The sequence below is a fragment of the Pseudomonas sp. NPDC086251 genome (assembly GCF_044746405.1).
GTDB lineage: Bacteria > Pseudomonadota > Gammaproteobacteria > Pseudomonadales > Pseudomonadaceae > Aquipseudomonas.
Genome location: NZ_JBIVBY010000063.1, coordinates 1 through 14,934 on the forward strand (window position 1 = coordinate 1; position 14,934 = coordinate 14,934).

The following is a 14,934-nucleotide window of genomic DNA, read 5'->3' on the forward strand; positions in this document are numbered from 1 at the left end:
GCGATTGGTGATCAGGTCAACGAGGAAAGCTTCTTCGCCAGCCGGGGGATTTTTCAGCAGCTCGACCAGGCCTGCAGTTTGTTCGGCGTTAAGCGGCTGGGGAACGATACCCAGTGCTGCACGCTCTTCGATATGTTTGCGGTAGGCTTCAAGCACAGTTATTACCCTCATCAGTGGTCCCAAATGGGTGTCCGGGACGCTCATCCCGAAATTGCCGTACTCATGCGCTGCATGGCGTTGTGCGCCACTTAGCCAGAATTACCGACAATTCCTTACAGAAGCTGCTTTCAAAGTTTTACGCCTGCAGAACGGGAGCTGATGAGGGTTGGCGTTGGGCTTTTCCCCGCTGGAAAAACCCTTCGCCAACACCGCTCTGAAGGAACGACTGTGCTCGTGACGCTTTGAAAACAGCTTCTAACGGACATTGGCGCCTTAAAAGGCTGGCTGATTCTACGGCAAAAAAAAATTAAAGGTAAGTTAGCCCTTTAACTTTGAGGGGTGATCAATGTTAGACAAAGGGCTAACATGCCGGCCTGTTCTGCTTTCCCGTGTTCTCCTGACCTATGCCCAATCAGACCATCAAGACCCCCTGCGTCGGCCTCTGCTCCACTGTTTACGGTGATCTGGTGTGCCGTGGCTGCAAGCGTTTCCACCATGAAGTGATCCATTGGAATGGTTACAACGAGGAGGAAAAACGTGCGGTCTGGCTGCGTCTTGAGCTGCTGTTGTCCCAGGTGATGGCCAGCAAGCTGGAAATTTTTGATCCGCAGCGCCTGCGCGTGCAGCTGGAACAGCGCAAGATCCGCTTCGTGCCGCATCAGTCGGAATATTGCTGGGCCTATCAGCTGATCGCCCGTGGTGCGCGGGTGATCAATAACCTGGAAGCCTACGGGATGGTGCTGATGCCGGAGTTTCGCGACTGGAACCTGCCGGAATTGCGGGATGCGATTGATCGGGAGTTCTTTTTGCTCTCTGAGGCGCATTACCAGCGCTACATAGCGCCGGGGTTCCTCAAGGACGCGTTCGGCGGTTGAATCTTAAAAGCTTCGCGGGCAAGCCTCGCTCCTACAGAGGTATTGCATTCTCCTGTAGGAGCGAGGCTTGCCCGCGAAGGCGTCCTACCTGACGCCAAAAATCTCAATGCTGGGTCACGATCTCCTCCAGATGATCCATGATCGTATCCGGCTTGAGCACCAGCACATCGCTCTCCACCGCATCCAGCACCACTTCCGCCGTATTCCCGATCAACGCCCCCGACAATCCGCTCCTCGCCACGGTACCAATCACCGTCACGGCGGCCCCAAGCTTGTGCACCATGTGCGGAATCAACACATCCGCCGGGCCTTCCGCGATGTGCAGGTGGTCGTCATCAATGTCGAATTCGGCCTGAAACGATCTGCACTGTTCGCGATAGCGCGCCTCGATGGTTTCGCTGAGCTGTAACGTCGGATCCGCTGCCGACAGCATCGGCGACGGATGCGCACTGATCACATGCAAATGGGCCTTGGCCAGGCTGGCGATGTCGTAGCCGTGATCGACAATGGTGGCGTGCAAGGTGCGGTGCTCACCATCGGTATTACCCACATCGATCGCCGCCAGAATCACTCCGCCGGTCCAGGGTTTCGACGTTTTCACCAGCAGCACCGGCGTCGGGCAATAGCGCAGCAGCTTCCAGTCCGCCGGGGTCAGCAGGGCTTTTTTCAGCGGGCTGTCGGGGTAGTGCTGTTTGACCACCAGCCCACAACCTTCGGCCTGCTGCACATCGACGATGGTTTCGTGCAGGCTCTGGTTCCACGCTTGTTCAGTGGTAACGCTGTAACCGTCTTCCAGCAAGGCGGCCTTCAGCACGCCCAGCATGCCGCTGTGGTCATGCTTGGGATCACAGACCAGCAGGTGCAGATGAGCCTGGGTCACGCCGGCAATCAGTTTGGCCCGCTTGAGCGCCAGGCTTTCCGAGTGTTCGGGTTCGAGCACTACCAGGATGCTGCGTATGGCTTGCATGATCGGGACCTCCATGAAGTAAAAAATACTGCGTTGGACAACTATAGTTGCTGGTCGCGCATTCGGGACTTGATGCATATCAACGGTTGGCGACTGGTGGTCTGCCGGCAGGCCGGTATAATCGGCGCCCTTCGTTTTGAACCTCTTATCCGTGAGCCCCATGATCCTTCCCGAAATCCACGAGTTCCTCGGCTGCCGCACGCCCGATGGCTGGGTCCAGGCCGCGCTGGCCGATCAGGAAACCCTGCTGATCGACCACAAGAACTGCGAATTCAAGGCGGCCAGCACGGCGTTGAGCCTGATTGCCAAGTATCACTCTCACGTCGACCTGATAAACCTGATGTCACGCCTGGCTCGGGAAGAGCTGGTGCACCACGAGCAGGTCATGCGCCTGATGAAAAAGCGCAAGATCGAGCTGCGTCAGCTATCCGCCGGGCGTTACGCTTCGGGCCTGCGCAAAGTGGTGCGCAGCCACGAGCCGGTGAAACTGGTCGATACGCTGGTGGTGGGCGCCTTCATTGAAGCGCGCAGTTGTGAACGTTTCGAGGCGTTGGTGCCACATCTGGACGAAGAGCTGGGCAAATTCTACTTCGGCCTGCTGAAAAGCGAGGCCCGGCATTTCCAGGGTTATTTGAAACTGGCTTATCAGTACGGTGACGCCAAGGACATCGCCCAAGTGATCGATAAAGTTCGCGCCGCTGAGCAGGAGCTGATCGAGTCGCCGGACGTGGAATTCCGCTTTCATAGCGGTGTGCCAACCGCTGCGTAGTTGCTCTCGCTGGCCTCTTCGCGGGCAAGCCTCGCTCCTACAGGGATTCGGTCGTTTGCAAAATCGACGCGGTCCTGTAGGAGCGAGGCTTGCCCGCGAAGAGGCCATCAGCACCACTGCCGATAAACGGGCTTAGCAGCTCAACCCCAGTCGCTCATGCCACTCGGCGATGGACTCTTCGGGGTACGCATCGAACTGTTTATCGCCAGGCTGCAGTTCTGCCTCCACCCACGGTGCCTTGGAGTCCAGCAACAAATGCGTATGTTGCGGCGGCACCGGCAACGGCGTGTCGATGGCCGAGGCAAACGGGTGAATCAGCTCCGGCCATTCCGGGCTGAACAGCCATAAACCCGAGCCACACACCGAGCAGAAATGCCGCTCGGCCGTGCTGCGGTGGGCGCGTTGAGCGCCGTCATCCTTGAGCAACGCGTGGTAAATCGCAATGTGCTTGCGCCCGCGCACTTTCAGGCTGTTGGCATCACCCGCAATATTGATCGCATAACCGCCACCGCCCTGGGTCTTGCGGCAGATCGAGCAATAGCAGCGCTGGTACGGGTAAGGGTGGGCGCTGGCCAAACTGAACGACACGGCGCCGCAGTGGCAGGAACCTTCGAGCTGCATGGCAACCTCCGACGGGTCTTGGGCTTATCCAGACAGCCTAGACCGGTACGAGAATCGCATCACCCGTTGCCACCAGTTTCAGTTGGTCGCCGGTTTGCGCGAACAGCTCGGCGCGGGCAAACACCTGCTTCTTGCCGGCCTTCACCACGCGACCCCGGGCGATGAACACTTCACCGACGGCGGGCGCCAGGCAGTTGACCGAAAAATGCGCCGCCAACACGTTACCGGCAACCGTTCCCGCCGCAAATCCGCACGCCGTGTCGAGTAGCGCACCGATCAAGCCCGCATGCAGGTAGCCTGCGTATTGCGCCATGTCGGCTTCGCGAAACGCCATCGTGAGCTCTGCTTCACCGCTCTCGGCGCGAGTGACTTCGAAACCGGCCCAGCGGTTGAAGGCTGAGGTTGAGTTGATCTGTTTGAGTGTGTTCAGCATGGCGAGTCCCTCCGGTTGAAGAGGTCAACATGCGCCCGGATTGGAGGCTAGTCATGGTGGATAAAGCAGGGTGATAGGGCGTTGGATTTGTGGTGAATAGGTTGGCCCCTTCGCGAGCAAGCCCGCTCCCACATTTGACCGCATTCTTCGGGGAGAACTCGGTTAAATGTGGGAGCGGGCTTGCTCGCGAAGAACGATAACAAGGTCCCACTGGACGCCCACCGCCCGCCGGTTCAGCATGTGCGCCTCGAAATCGGGGTCTCAATTAATGCGACGTCTACCTTCACTGGCAGCACTCAGAACCTTCGAATGCGCCGCCCGTCACGCCCACTTCGGCCGTGCAGCGGCGGAGTTGTGCGTGACCGACAGTGCCGTCAGTCACCAGATTCGCCAACTGGAGGAGCAGCTCGGCGTGTCGCTGTTCATCCGCGAAGGCCGGCAGATTCGCCCGACGATGGCGGCCGGGCGCCTGATGCAGAGTTTGCAGCAAGCGTTCGAGCTGATCGGCGACGCCTGCGACGAACTGCGCGACCCGTCATCGCTGGCGGTGTTGCGCCTGGCGGTGACTGCCGAGCTGGCGCAAAAGTGGTTGATGAGCCGTCTGGTGGACTTTTACGCACGCTATCCGCACATCACCTTGCACCTCTACGAACAACCGATCGATGCCACGGCGCCGGGTGAAGACATCGACCTGGCGATCACCTACGGCACCGGCCCGGTGGACAGCAGCGCGTACTTCGTCCGGCCGTTGCCAGCGTTGCAGTTCTTCCCGGTGTGCAGCCCCGGACTGTTCAACCAGGGCACCCTGAAAACCCCGAAAGACCTGGCGCGCCACTGCCTGCTGCACGACGATCAGGACGGCAAGACCTGGACCGCCTGGCTCACCAGCCATGCCGGCGATCAGCGCCCGGATCGGCAACTGTATTTTGCTCACGCAGGCCTGGCGCTGGAGGCGGCGGCCCAAGGGCAGGGCGTGGCCATGGGCGACAACCTGACCGCTCAGGAAGATTTGCTCAGTGGTCGGCTGGTCCGGCCCTTCACCTCCAGCATGACCGCGTTGGGTCAATACGCGCTGGTGTGCGAGCGGGTGCGGCTGGAGCGTCCAGCGGTGGCGCAGATGCTGGAATGGTTCAACGATCAGCTGATCGATTGATGAGTTGAATTCAAGTATTCCGAAATAAACATCGTTGGCGAGCCGGACGCTCACGCCCTTAGCCTGTGGTCATTCCAATCCCCGCTGATGAGGTTTGACCATGGCACGTTTGCTCGACTCCACCCCGAAACGCGACGGCTTCCGCTTGCCCGGCGAATTCGAAACCAAGGCCGGTTGCTGGCTCGGCTGGCCGGAGCGCACCGACGTCTGGCGCAACGGCGCCAAGCCTGCGCAGAAGGTCTGGGTGCAGATTGTCACCGCGATTGCCCAGAGCGAACCGGTCACCGTGTGTGCCTCCGCCGCACAATTCGCCACCGCTCGCCGCCAGTTGCCGCCGCACGTGCGCGTGGTGGAAATGACCTGCAACGACACCTGGTTCCGTGACAGCGGCCCGTGCTTTGTGGTCAACGACGACAGCGGCGAAGTACGCGGCGTCGATTTCGAGTTCAACGCCTATGGCGGCCTCGACGGGGGCCTGTATTACCCGTGGGACAAGGACGACCAGATCGCCAGCAAGATCCTCGAAATCGAACGCTTCGACCGCTACCGCGCGCCGTTGATTGCCGAACTGGGTGGCATCCAAAGCGATGGCCAGGGCAGCATCCTCACCACCGAACAATGCCTGCTCAACCGCAATCGCAACCAGCACTTGGGCAAGGATGAAGTCACGCGGCGGCTCACCGATTACCTCGGTGCCGAGCAAATCATCTGGCTGCCACGGGGCTGCAAATTCGACGAAACCGACGGCCACGTCGACGATCTCGCCTGCTTCGTGCGCCCCGGTGAAGTGGTGCTGCAATGGACCGACAATCGCGATGATCCGCAGTGGGAAATCTATCAGGAGGCCTACGACATCCTGCGCAGCACCCGCGACAGCCGTGGCCGCGAGTTGATCGTGCACAAGTTGCCGCAACCCGATGTGCTGGAATGGACCGCCGAAGAGGCCGAAGGGCTCGATCAACTCGACAGCACCCATGTGCGGCAGGCCGGGACCAAGATCTGCGCGTCGTACATCAACTACTACGCCGGCAACAGCTCGATCGTGGTGCCGCTGTTTGGCGATCGCCATGATCAGGCGGCACAGGCAACCCTGGCCGAACTGTTCCCGCAGCACACAATCGTCGGCATCGAAAACTCCCGGGAAATCCTCCTCGGCGGCGGTAACGTCGCGTGCATCACCATGCCGCAATACGCCGGCACTGCCTGCAACAAAAAGGGAGTTTAATCATGGGCCTGCACAAACTGACTCAAGCGTTATTGCTGGTGCTTGCACCCCTGTGTGTGCAGGCCGCCGACACCGCCAAACCGGTGGTGAACCTGTACATCTGGGGCGAGTACCTGGCCCCGGACACCTTGAAGAACTTCGAGCGCAAAACCGGCATCCATGTGGTGGCCGACCATTTCGATTCGCTGGAAACTGTCGAGACCAAGCTGCTGACCGGCCGCAGCGGTTACGACCTGGTACTGACCGCCGGGCAGCATCTGTCCCGGGCGATCCAGAGCGGGGCGATTCAGGCGTTGAATCCGCAACGGCTGCCGCACTTCGCCGGCGTCGGCGAAGAGTTTCGCCAGCACATGGCGGTGTTCGATCCGGGCAATCGTTACGCCGGGATCTACGCCTGGGGCACCACAGGCGTTGGCTATCAGGAGCAAGCGGTGAAACAACGCCTGCCCGATGCGCCAACGGACAGTTGGGCGATGCTGTTCGACCCGGCGGTGGTGGCGAAATTCGCCGATTGCGGGGTCAGCCTGCTTAACGACCCTAACGAGGTGTTCGCTGCGGTCATGAAGTACATGGGGCTGGATATCAATCGGCAGAACCTCGATGACCTGAAACTGGCCGAGCAGCAACTGGCGAAGATCCGGCCCTATATCCGTTATTTCGACAACGACTTGAACATCAGCGACCTGGCCAACGGCAACACCTGCGTCGCCATGTCGTGGAACGGCAACGTGGCGATTGCGGCGGGGCAGGCCGAGGCGGCGAACAAGCCGTTCAAGCTGAGTTACCGGATACCGAAAGAGGGCACGCTGATCTGGTTCGACGCCATGGTCATTCCCAAGGATGCACCGCATCCCGAGGCTGGATTGGCGTTGATGGATTACTTGATGACGCCCGAGGTGATTGCGCCGATTACCGACACCATTCATTACGCCAATGCGATTACGGCGGCGGATGGGTTGATTGATCCGGCGATCCGCGATGATCCGGGGACGTATCCGTCGGCGCAGGTGCGGGCTTCGTTGTACAGCAAGAATGACAATGGCAAGGCCTTCAACCGGGCGCTGATTCGGGCGTTCAGTCGGTTGAAGTCGGGGTTGTGATGTGTTGGATGTGCCGGCCCCTTCGCGAGCAAGCCCGCTCCCACATTGGTTTTGTGAACGCCAGAAATCCAGTGTGGGAGCGGGCTTGCCCGCGAAGAACGATAACGCGATCTACTTGCCCGTCATCCGCCACAAATACCACGAAGCCACCGTCCGATACGGACTCCACGCCAACCCGATCTCGATCATCTGCTTGCGTGTCGGCTGTACCTCCAGCCCCTTGAGCCGCCGATAGCCCTCACGCACGCCGAAGTCATCGGCCGGCAAAATATCCGGCCGCTCCAGGCTGTAAATCAGCAACATTTCCACGGTCCAGCGACCCACCCCGCGCAAGGTGATCAGACGCTCGATCAACGCCTCGTCATCCATGGCCAGCGCCGTGGCGTAATCCGGGACGACGCCGTCCAGAGCGGCCTGGGCGATCCCCTGAATAGTCGCAATCTTGCTGGCGGAAAACCCGCAACTGCGCAGCCGCTCAAACTCTGTGGCGACGATCTGTTCCGGCCTAGGAAACCCGCCCGTCGGGAACAACGCCAACAGCCGGCCGACAATCGCATCCCCGGCCTTGGCGTGCAGTTGCTGGTAGGCAATCGCCCGCACCAGCGACTCATAGGGATCACGCGCCGCATGGGGTTGATGCAGGCATGGGCCGATAGCAGCGATGTGGCGCGCCCAGTCCTCATCGATGGACGATAGAAATTCGGTGGCGAGCAGATAGCAGTCGGGCATGGGCTCAGATGTTCCCGGACGTTGCCAGCAGCGCGTTCACTTCGCCATAGGTGAAAGCCTTGAGCTCGCGGGTGTCGAACGTGCCGGTTTCCAGGAAGCTCCTGGTCACTGTCGCCATGGCGCCATACAGAAACTCGGCAATGCGAGAACCCGCGCTCAACCGGCGTACGCCGAGTGCCTTCAGCGCTTCAGGCGATGGCAGGCCCGGGAGCCCGAGAACGTTGACGGGCAACGGGATGCCTTGGCACAGCGCCGCGATCTCGTACTCGGCGGTGACCCCGGCCGCAAACAGCCCATCGGCACCGGCGGCCTGATACAAAGCGGCGCGCTTGAGCGTTTCGGCCACGCGGTCTTCGGCAGGCACCAATCCTTTGAGGTAGACATCGGTGCGGGCATTGATGAACAGCTTCACGCCGCGACGTTCCGCCACCTGACGCGCGATTTCGATCTTGCGCACCAACAGCTCGGGCGGGGACGCGCCGTCCTCGATGTTGATCCCTACGGCGCCGGCGGCGATCACCGCATCAAGCACTTCAGCCACCCGCGCCAGGTCATCGGAATAGCCGGCTTCGATGTCCACGCTCAACGGCACGGTGATCACTCGGGCGATGGACTCGACCGTCGACACCAGGCGTTCGAGGGGCAGGGCGTTGCCGTCCTGATACCCGTGAAGCCAGGCCACTGCCGCACTGCTGGTGGCCACCGCTTTGCAGCCCAGTTGCTCGACCAGCCGCGCCCCGGCGGCACCGGCGACGTTGGTGAGGATCAGCAAGCCCTCGTGGTGCAACTGCCGGAATTGCGTGTCGAGCGTGTCCATCAAATGTCCTTCCTTATGACCTTTTGAGAAAACCGAGGGTGATCAGAATGCGAGTTGTTGCGTGAGCTGAACCGCGGCGTTTTCCAGCCTGAGCAGAAACGCCTTGCGCGGTTGTCCTCCACCATAGCCCGTCAGCGAGCCGTCCGCACCGATCACCCGGTGGCAGGGCACGACGATCGAAAGGCGGTTGTGCCCGTTGGCCAGGCCTACCGCGCGACTGGCGCCGGGCTTGCCCAACAGCGCGGCGATGGTGCCGTAGGTGCTGGTCTGGCCGTAAGGGATTTTCGCCAGTTGCGCCCAGACCTGCCGCGCGAATTCGCTGCCGGGCAAGTGTAGTGGAACATTGAATTCGGTGAGTTTGCCGGCGAAATACTGCGCCAGCTCCGCTTCAATCTGCTGCAGATGCCCGTTGTGCCCCGGCGCTACCGCGTAGCCATAACGGTTCTGCAATGCTTCGACTTCGCGGGTCAGCGCCGGCCGGTCAAGAAACTCCAGCAGCACCAACCCACGGCGCTCAGCCATGGCAATCATCGGCCCCAATGGCGTGGTCAACCGAGTGAACAGCAACGGCTCGCTGTTGGCAGCCCGGCCGGGAGTGATGTTGAAGGACTTTTGAAACGCATCACGAAAACCGCTGAGGGATTCATAACCCGAGTCGTAGGCGGCGTTGTCGATCGACTCGCCCTGTTTGATCCCGCCCAGCGCCATGCCGAGGCGCCGGGTGCGCAACCAGGCATGGAACGTCATACCGAAATGCTGTTTGAACCAGCGGCGCAGTTTCAGCGGCTCGATGCCTTCGGCCAGCAATTGGGCATCGGTCCAGCGCTGCTCGGGGTCGGCGTCTACCGTCTTGAGCAGTTTCTGCACCCAGTCCGGGGCGATGGCCGCGGCGTCCAGCGGCTTGCAGCGCAGGCAGGCGCGATAGCCTGCGGACATGCATTCATCGGCGTGGGCGAAGAATTCGACGTTCTCCGGCTTCGGTTTGCGCGCCGTGCAGCTCGGGCGGCAGAAGATGCCGGTGGTTTTGACCGCAGTAAAGAACACCCCCTCGTAGGCGGTGTCTCGTTCGAGCATGGCGCGAACCATCTCGGCGTGGGGCGGAAGCACAGCGTTTTGTAGGTTCATGGGCGGAGCATAAGGCGCGAAGGCCAAGGCCTCCACCGGAAAATCGACAGAGAATTCCAGCAAACGCAGCCCTTGTAGGAGCTGGCTTGCCCGCGAAGGTCGTCAACGATAACGCGTGTTTTACTGGATCAATGCGGCGCCCTTGAGTGCTTCGCTGGCAAGCCAGCGCCTACAGGGGTTTGCGAAATTCTGCAGCCGCGCCGATGCGGTCCAGTTCGGTTTTCAGCTCGGCGTCCGACAGGCTGTTCAGATCCAGGGCGAACAAAGCTGCAAAACGCTGCTTGATCGTTTCGACGGTGCTGTCGAAAGCCGCCCGGATTTGCTGCTCAGTGCCATGGACGTCAGAGGGATCGGCCAACCCCCAGTGGCTTTTGATCGCCGGGCCGAAGTACACCGGACAGGCTTCCCCGGCAGCCTTGTCGCACACGGTGATGACGATATCGGGCGGGGAATCGGCGAAGGCCGAGGAGTCTTTGCTGTACAAGCCTTCGGTCGAGATGCCGAGGTCATGCAGGGTTTGCACGGCTTGAGGGTTGAGCCGGCCGCTGGGGAAACTGCCGGAACTCACCGCTTCAAAACCTGCGGGGGCCAAGTGATTGAACAGGGCTTCGCTCAACACGCTGCGGCAACTGTTGGCGGTGCACATGAAGAGAATTCGGGTGGAGGCAGGGCGTGCGTTCATCGGAGTAGCTCGTATATATGGAAATTCGAATATACGTAGGCCGGTTGAAAATGCCAATGCCCTGAACGCGATAGAAAGGGCACCGCAGGGCCAATGTGGGAGCGGGCTTGCTCGCGAAAGCGGTGGGTCAGCCACCATCAATATTGAATGTGCAGCCGCCTTCGCGAGCAAGCCCGCTCCCACATTTGACCCAGGTTGTTCAGGCCCGGCGCGCCATCAGCAACACCGAAGCCGCCGCCGACAGCAATCCCGCGCAGCAGCGGTTGAAGATCCGCTTGCCTCGCGGTTCGGCGAACCAGCGGCGCATGTGCAGGCCCATGTAGGCGTAGGCGCCGATGGCGATCCACTCCAGGATCAGGAACAGCGCGCCCAACAGCGCAAATTGCGGGGTGATCGCTCGGCTCGAGTCGACAAACTGCGGGAGAAACGCGGTGAAGATCAGGATCGCTTTCGGATTACCGGCCGCCACCAAAAACTCCTGGCGAGCCAGCGCCAGCATCCCCACCGGCGCGCCCGCCACCTCGTTTTGTGCGCCCGGATCGGCGCGCCACAATTGCCAGGCGAGATAGAACAGGTAGGCCGCCCCCAGAATCTTGATCCCGTAGAACAACAACGCCGAGGTTTGCAGCACCACTGCCAAGCCCGCCGAGGCGAGGGCGATCATCCCGGCAAACGCCAGCAACCGACCGATCCCGGCCAGGCAGGCGGTGCGGTAGCCGTAGCGGGTCGAGTTGCTGACCGACAGCAGATTGTTCGGGCCGGGCGCCATGTTGAGGGCGAAACAGGCGGGAAGAAACAGCGTGAGCGTGGCGAGGTCCATGACGGGGCTCCTGGTACGAGAACCGTATTTTTATCATGGATGGTGGACGCTCTGGCCCATACAGCCGCGCACGCAAGTCGCCATACACTTGCCCTCGGCACGTCAAAAACAGATCTATGACCTACGCTTGTTCACAGACGCATGTTCAGTGAGCAGGGCTTGCTCCTGAGCGAGATTCACCGGCACCTAAAAAAACAATATCGGGAGACAACTCATGCAGGCTTTGTTCCGTGGACTTACTCGCTCCATCGCCGTTGCCATTACCGCTGCCGCGCTCACCACACCGGCCTTCGCGCTGGACACCGTCAAGTTCATGGCTCCAGGTTCAGTGGGCGGCGGCTATGACCAGACCGCACGGGATTTGGGCAAGGCCTTGATCGAAGCCAAAGCGGCCAAAGCGGTCACCTTCGAGAACAAGGGCGGGGCCGGTGGGACCTTGGGGCTGGCGCAATTTGCCAACAGCACCAAGGGCGATCCGAATGCGCTGCTGGTGGTCGGCGCGATCATGGTCGCCGGTATTGAACAGAACAAACCGCAAATTACCTTGAAGGACGTGACGCCCATCGCCCGGCTGTTTACCGAGTACAACGTGATTGCCGTCCGCAAGGAGTCCGAATTCAAAACCCTGGAGGAGTTGCTGAAAGCCTTCAAGGAAAAACCGTCCAGCATCACTTGGGGCGGGGGCTCCAAGGGTTCGATCGATCACATCGGTATCGCCGACCTGGCCGGCAAAATGGATATTCCCGTCAACAAGGTCAATTACGTCGCCTTTGCCGGTGGCGGCGAAGTCGTTGCCCAAGTATTGGGTGGCCAGATCAAAGTGATCACCGGGGGCTATGCCGAACTCGGCCAATACATCAAGAACGGCCAGTTCCGCGTCCTCGCCATCGGCGCGCCGGAACGGGTTGAAGGCATCGACGCACCAACGCTCAAGGAGAAAGGCTACGACGTGATCATCGGCAACTGGCGCGGTGTTTACGGTGCGGCGAACCTCACGCCCGAGCAACGCAAAGAAGTCACCGACGCCGTGCTGGCTGCCGCCGATAGCAAAGGCTGGAAGGACAATGTGAAAACCAACGCCTGGTCACCGAGCATCCTCACCGGGGATGAGTTCGGCACATTCGTCGACGCAGAACACGTGCGACTGCACGCGATGCTGGTCGAGGTCGGGCTGATTGCCAAATGAATGAGCCGCGCAAAGTCGTGCCGGCGCAACTGGCGATTGGTGTCGGTGTGATAGTGATCGCCGCCGTGTTGGCATTCGGCGCCTTTCGGTTTCCCCCGGAGATGGGTTTCGTCATCCTCGGCGCGCACGTCTATCCCTATGCTGTCGCGGCGTTCCTGGGTGTGGTGGGCGCCTTCCTGAGTGCTCAGGCGCTCACTGGTGGATTTCGCGAACTGGCCGACCACAGTGACGAAAGTGCCAAGGCGCTGCCCGGCGGCAAACTCGGCGCCGCCTGGGTCACCGCAGGGCTGGTGGGGGTGGCCTTGCTGATCAACCTGATCGGCTTCGTGCTGGCGGCCGGGTTGCTGTTTGCCTGTTCGGCGCGGGGGTTTGGCAGTCGCCGTCCGGTGAGGGACCTGGCCATCGGCATTGCCTTGACGCTACCGATTTACTGGCTGTTCAACGCCGGGCTTGGGGTTTCCCTTCCGCCCCTTATCAACGCCTGGATCTGATCCGGGCCGAAGGAGGTCAATAAGGTGGACATTCTCTCAAGCCTGGCAATCGGTTTCTCCGCGGCGCTGACACCGATCAATCTGATGTGGGGCTTCATCGGCTGTTTGCTCGGCACCGCCATCGGTGTCTTGCCGGGGATCGGGCCGGCGCTGACGGTGGCGTTGCTGCTGCCGATCACCGCCAAGGTCGACCCGACCGGTGCGCTGATCATGTTCGCCGGGATCTATTACGGCGCGCAGTTTGGCGGCTCAACCACCTCCATTCTGCTCAATACGCCAGGGGAATCGTCCTCCATGGTCACCGCCCTGGAAGGCAATCTCATGGCCCGCAACGGACGCGCAGGGCCGGCGCTGGCCACCGCGGCGATAGGCTCGTTCGTGGCCGGCACTATCGCGACGATCTTGTTGACCCTGTTTGCCCCGATCGTGGCCACGCTGGCGCTCAAGTTTGGCCCGGCGGAGTATTTTGCGATTCTGGTGCTGTCCTTCACGACGGTGTCGGCGGTGCTCGGCGCGTCGATGCTGCGGGGTTTCGCCTCGCTGGGGATTGGCCTGACGGTGGGCTTGATCGGCCTGGACGCGACCTCGGGCATTGCCCGCTACACCTTGGGGGTGCCGGAGTTGGTGGATGGCATCGAAGTGGTGCTGGTGGCGGTCGGGTTGTTTGCCGTGGGCGAGGCCTTGTACAGCCTGCTGTATCAAAAGGAAGAAGCCTCCGGGCGGCACCGTTTGACCTCGTTGTGGATGACCCGCGCCGACTGGAAACGCTCGGTCCCGGCGTGGCTACGCGGAACGCTGATCGGCTTCCCCTTTGGTTCGATTCCGGCGGGTGGCGCTGAGATTCCGACCTTTCTGTCATATTCCGCTGAGCGCAAACTGAGCAAGTTTCCGAAAGAGTTTGCCGGGAGCAAGGGCGAGGGCGCGATCGAGGGTGTTGCCGGCCCCGAGGCGGCCAACAACGCAAGCGCGACGGGTTCGCTGGTGCCGCTGCTGACACTCGGCATACCGACCTCTGCCACGGCCGCGATTCTGTTGGCCGCTTTCCAGAACTACAACCTGCAACCGGGGCCGATGCTGTTCCAGACCTCGGGTGAGCTGGTCTGGACGCTGGTGGCCTCGTTGTACATTGGCAACGTGATTCTGCTGGTGTTGAACCTGCCGTTGGTGGGCCTGTGGGTCAAGCTGTTGCAAATCCCCCGACCCTACTTGAACGCCGGGATTCTGGTGTTTGCCACCATTGGTGTGTACGGCATGCGTCATTCGTCGTTCGACCTGCTGCTGATGCTGGCGATCGGTTGGGGCGGGGTGCTGATGCGCCGTTTCGATTTTCCCGTCGCGCCGGTGATCGTCGGCATGCTGCTGGGGCCCATGGCGGAGAAGCAGCTGCGCAACGCGTTGTCCATCGGCGAGGGCGACTGGTCGATATTTGTCACCCAACCCATTGCTGCCGCGTTTCTCGCGCTGACACTGCTGGTGCTGCTGGTGCCCCACCTGCTGCACGCGCGTGGCATCAAATTGCATGAGGATGATTGAGCAGCAGCCCTGTACGTTCCGTTCCGTAGCAGCTGTCGAGCCTGCGAGGCTGCGTTCGGCTGCGCAGCAGTCGTAAAACCTGAGCGCTAGGTAGTCCTGAAGGACCGCATTGTCTGATTTCACGACGGCTTCGCCGCCGAACGCAGCCTCGCAAGCTCGACAGCTGCTACATCTATGGTTACCCCCTTTTCTGCAATACTGTTTTTGATGCGTGTTTGGCTTGCTTTCATCTATCCGGCGTCTGAGTGG

17 protein-coding genes are annotated in these 14,934 nt (G+C 61.0%); 8 read left to right on the top strand and 9 right to left on the bottom strand.

The window, feature by feature from the left end; all coding sequences use genetic code 11:
- On the bottom strand, window positions 1–156 hold a 156-nt coding region (locus tag ACIPL2_RS34335), incomplete at its 3' end, for a hypothetical protein (RefSeq protein WP_401365107.1).
- A 407-nt stretch (window positions 157–563) separates the two neighbouring features.
- Between ACIPL2_RS34335 and ACIPL2_RS34340 the strand changes: the two genes are divergently transcribed.
- On the top strand, window positions 564–1,034 hold the full coding sequence (locus ACIPL2_RS34340) for a DUF1289 domain-containing protein (protein WP_401365062.1): 471 nt from the start codon (window positions 564–566) through the stop codon (window positions 1,032–1,034).
- Between the two features lie 103 nt (window positions 1,035–1,137).
- Here ACIPL2_RS34340 and ACIPL2_RS34345 read toward each other — a convergent pair whose 3' ends face one another.
- On the bottom strand, window positions 1,138–2,001 hold the full coding sequence (locus ACIPL2_RS34345; RefSeq protein WP_401365065.1) for a universal stress protein: 864 nt from the start codon (window positions 1,999–2,001) through the stop codon (window positions 1,138–1,140).
- A gap of 160 nt (window positions 2,002–2,161) precedes the next feature.
- On the opposite strand from ACIPL2_RS34345, the gene ACIPL2_RS34350 reads away from it, so the two are divergent.
- Entirely contained in the window at window positions 2,162–2,770 is a 609-nt protein-coding gene (locus ACIPL2_RS34350) for a tRNA-(ms[2]io[6]A)-hydroxylase (protein ID WP_008149866.1), read from the top strand.
- A gap of 132 nt (window positions 2,771–2,902) precedes the next feature.
- Here the strand turns inward: ACIPL2_RS34350 and ACIPL2_RS34355 are convergent, their stop codons facing one another.
- Together ACIPL2_RS34355 and ACIPL2_RS34360 are read right to left on the bottom strand one after the other, a co-directional pair.
- Window positions 2,903–3,391 carry a GFA family protein gene (locus ACIPL2_RS34355; protein WP_401365069.1) on the bottom strand — a complete coding sequence of 163 codons (489 nt, stop codon included), beginning with the start codon at window positions 3,389–3,391 and terminating at the stop codon, window positions 2,903–2,905.
- A gap of 37 nt (window positions 3,392–3,428) precedes the next feature.
- Complete coding sequence (locus ACIPL2_RS34360; RefSeq protein ID WP_401365072.1) at window positions 3,429–3,824, bottom strand: PaaI family thioesterase; 396 nt, start codon at window positions 3,822–3,824, stop codon at window positions 3,429–3,431.
- Between the two features lie 268 nt (window positions 3,825–4,092).
- Between ACIPL2_RS34360 and ACIPL2_RS34365 the strand changes: the two genes are divergently transcribed.
- The 3 genes from ACIPL2_RS34365 (at window position 4,093) to ACIPL2_RS34375 (ending at window position 7,302) form a co-directional block, all read left to right on the top strand.
- Entirely contained in the window at window positions 4,093–4,977 is an 885-nt protein-coding gene (locus tag ACIPL2_RS34365; protein WP_401365075.1) for a LysR substrate-binding domain-containing protein, read from the top strand.
- A 100-nt stretch (window positions 4,978–5,077) separates the two neighbouring features.
- A complete protein-coding gene (gene aguA / locus ACIPL2_RS34370) occupies window positions 5,078–6,202 on the top strand; it encodes an agmatine deiminase (RefSeq protein ID WP_401365078.1) in 1,125 nt (374 codons plus the stop codon).
- 2 nt (window positions 6,203–6,204) lie between these two features.
- Window positions 6,205–7,302 (top strand): extracellular solute-binding protein, encoded by a 1,098-nt coding sequence (locus ACIPL2_RS34375; protein WP_401365081.1) that lies wholly within the window; start codon window positions 6,205–6,207, stop codon window positions 7,300–7,302.
- A gap of 111 nt (window positions 7,303–7,413) precedes the next feature.
- Here ACIPL2_RS34375 and ACIPL2_RS34380 read toward each other — a convergent pair whose 3' ends face one another.
- The 5 genes from ACIPL2_RS34380 to ACIPL2_RS34400 all read right to left on the bottom strand — a co-directional run bounded on the left by ACIPL2_RS34380 (window position 7,414) and on the right by ACIPL2_RS34400 (window position 11,475).
- On the bottom strand, window positions 7,414–8,031 hold the full coding sequence (locus ACIPL2_RS34380; protein WP_401365084.1) for a DNA-3-methyladenine glycosylase family protein: 618 nt from the start codon (window positions 8,029–8,031) through the stop codon (window positions 7,414–7,416).
- A gap of 4 nt (window positions 8,032–8,035) precedes the next feature.
- Complete coding sequence (locus ACIPL2_RS34385) at window positions 8,036–8,848, bottom strand: isocitrate lyase/phosphoenolpyruvate mutase family protein (RefSeq protein ID WP_401365087.1); 813 nt, start codon at window positions 8,846–8,848, stop codon at window positions 8,036–8,038.
- Between the two features lie 42 nt (window positions 8,849–8,890).
- A complete protein-coding gene (locus ACIPL2_RS34390) occupies window positions 8,891–9,973 on the bottom strand; it encodes a bifunctional transcriptional activator/DNA repair enzyme AdaA (protein ID WP_401365090.1) in 1,083 nt (360 codons plus the stop codon).
- Between the two features lie 169 nt (window positions 9,974–10,142).
- A complete protein-coding gene (locus tag ACIPL2_RS34395; protein ID WP_401365093.1) occupies window positions 10,143–10,655 on the bottom strand; it encodes an arsenate reductase ArsC in 513 nt (170 codons plus the stop codon).
- A 199-nt stretch (window positions 10,656–10,854) separates the two neighbouring features.
- Window positions 10,855–11,475 (bottom strand): LysE family translocator, encoded by a 621-nt coding sequence (locus ACIPL2_RS34400; RefSeq protein WP_401365096.1) that lies wholly within the window; start codon window positions 11,473–11,475, stop codon window positions 10,855–10,857.
- A 214-nt stretch (window positions 11,476–11,689) separates the two neighbouring features.
- Between ACIPL2_RS34400 and ACIPL2_RS34405 the strand changes: the two genes are divergently transcribed.
- Genes ACIPL2_RS34405 through ACIPL2_RS34415 form a run of 3 tightly spaced genes read left to right on the top strand, consistent with a single transcriptional unit; the run spans window position 11,690 to window position 14,685 of the window.
- Window positions 11,690–12,661 carry a Bug family tripartite tricarboxylate transporter substrate binding protein gene (locus tag ACIPL2_RS34405; RefSeq protein WP_401365099.1) on the top strand — a complete coding sequence of 324 codons (972 nt, stop codon included), beginning with the start codon at window positions 11,690–11,692 and terminating at the stop codon, window positions 12,659–12,661.
- On the top strand, window positions 12,658–13,152 hold the full coding sequence (locus tag ACIPL2_RS34410) for a tripartite tricarboxylate transporter TctB family protein (RefSeq protein ID WP_401365101.1): 495 nt from the start codon (window positions 12,658–12,660) through the stop codon (window positions 13,150–13,152). Before ACIPL2_RS34405 ends, ACIPL2_RS34410 begins: the two co-directional genes overlap by 4 nt.
- Window positions 13,153–13,176: 24 nt before the next feature.
- Window positions 13,177–14,685, top strand: a complete 1,509-nt coding sequence (locus ACIPL2_RS34415; protein WP_401365104.1) for a tripartite tricarboxylate transporter permease — start codon at window positions 13,177–13,179, stop codon at window positions 14,683–14,685.
- The last annotated feature ends 249 nt before the right edge of the window (window positions 14,686–14,934 follow it).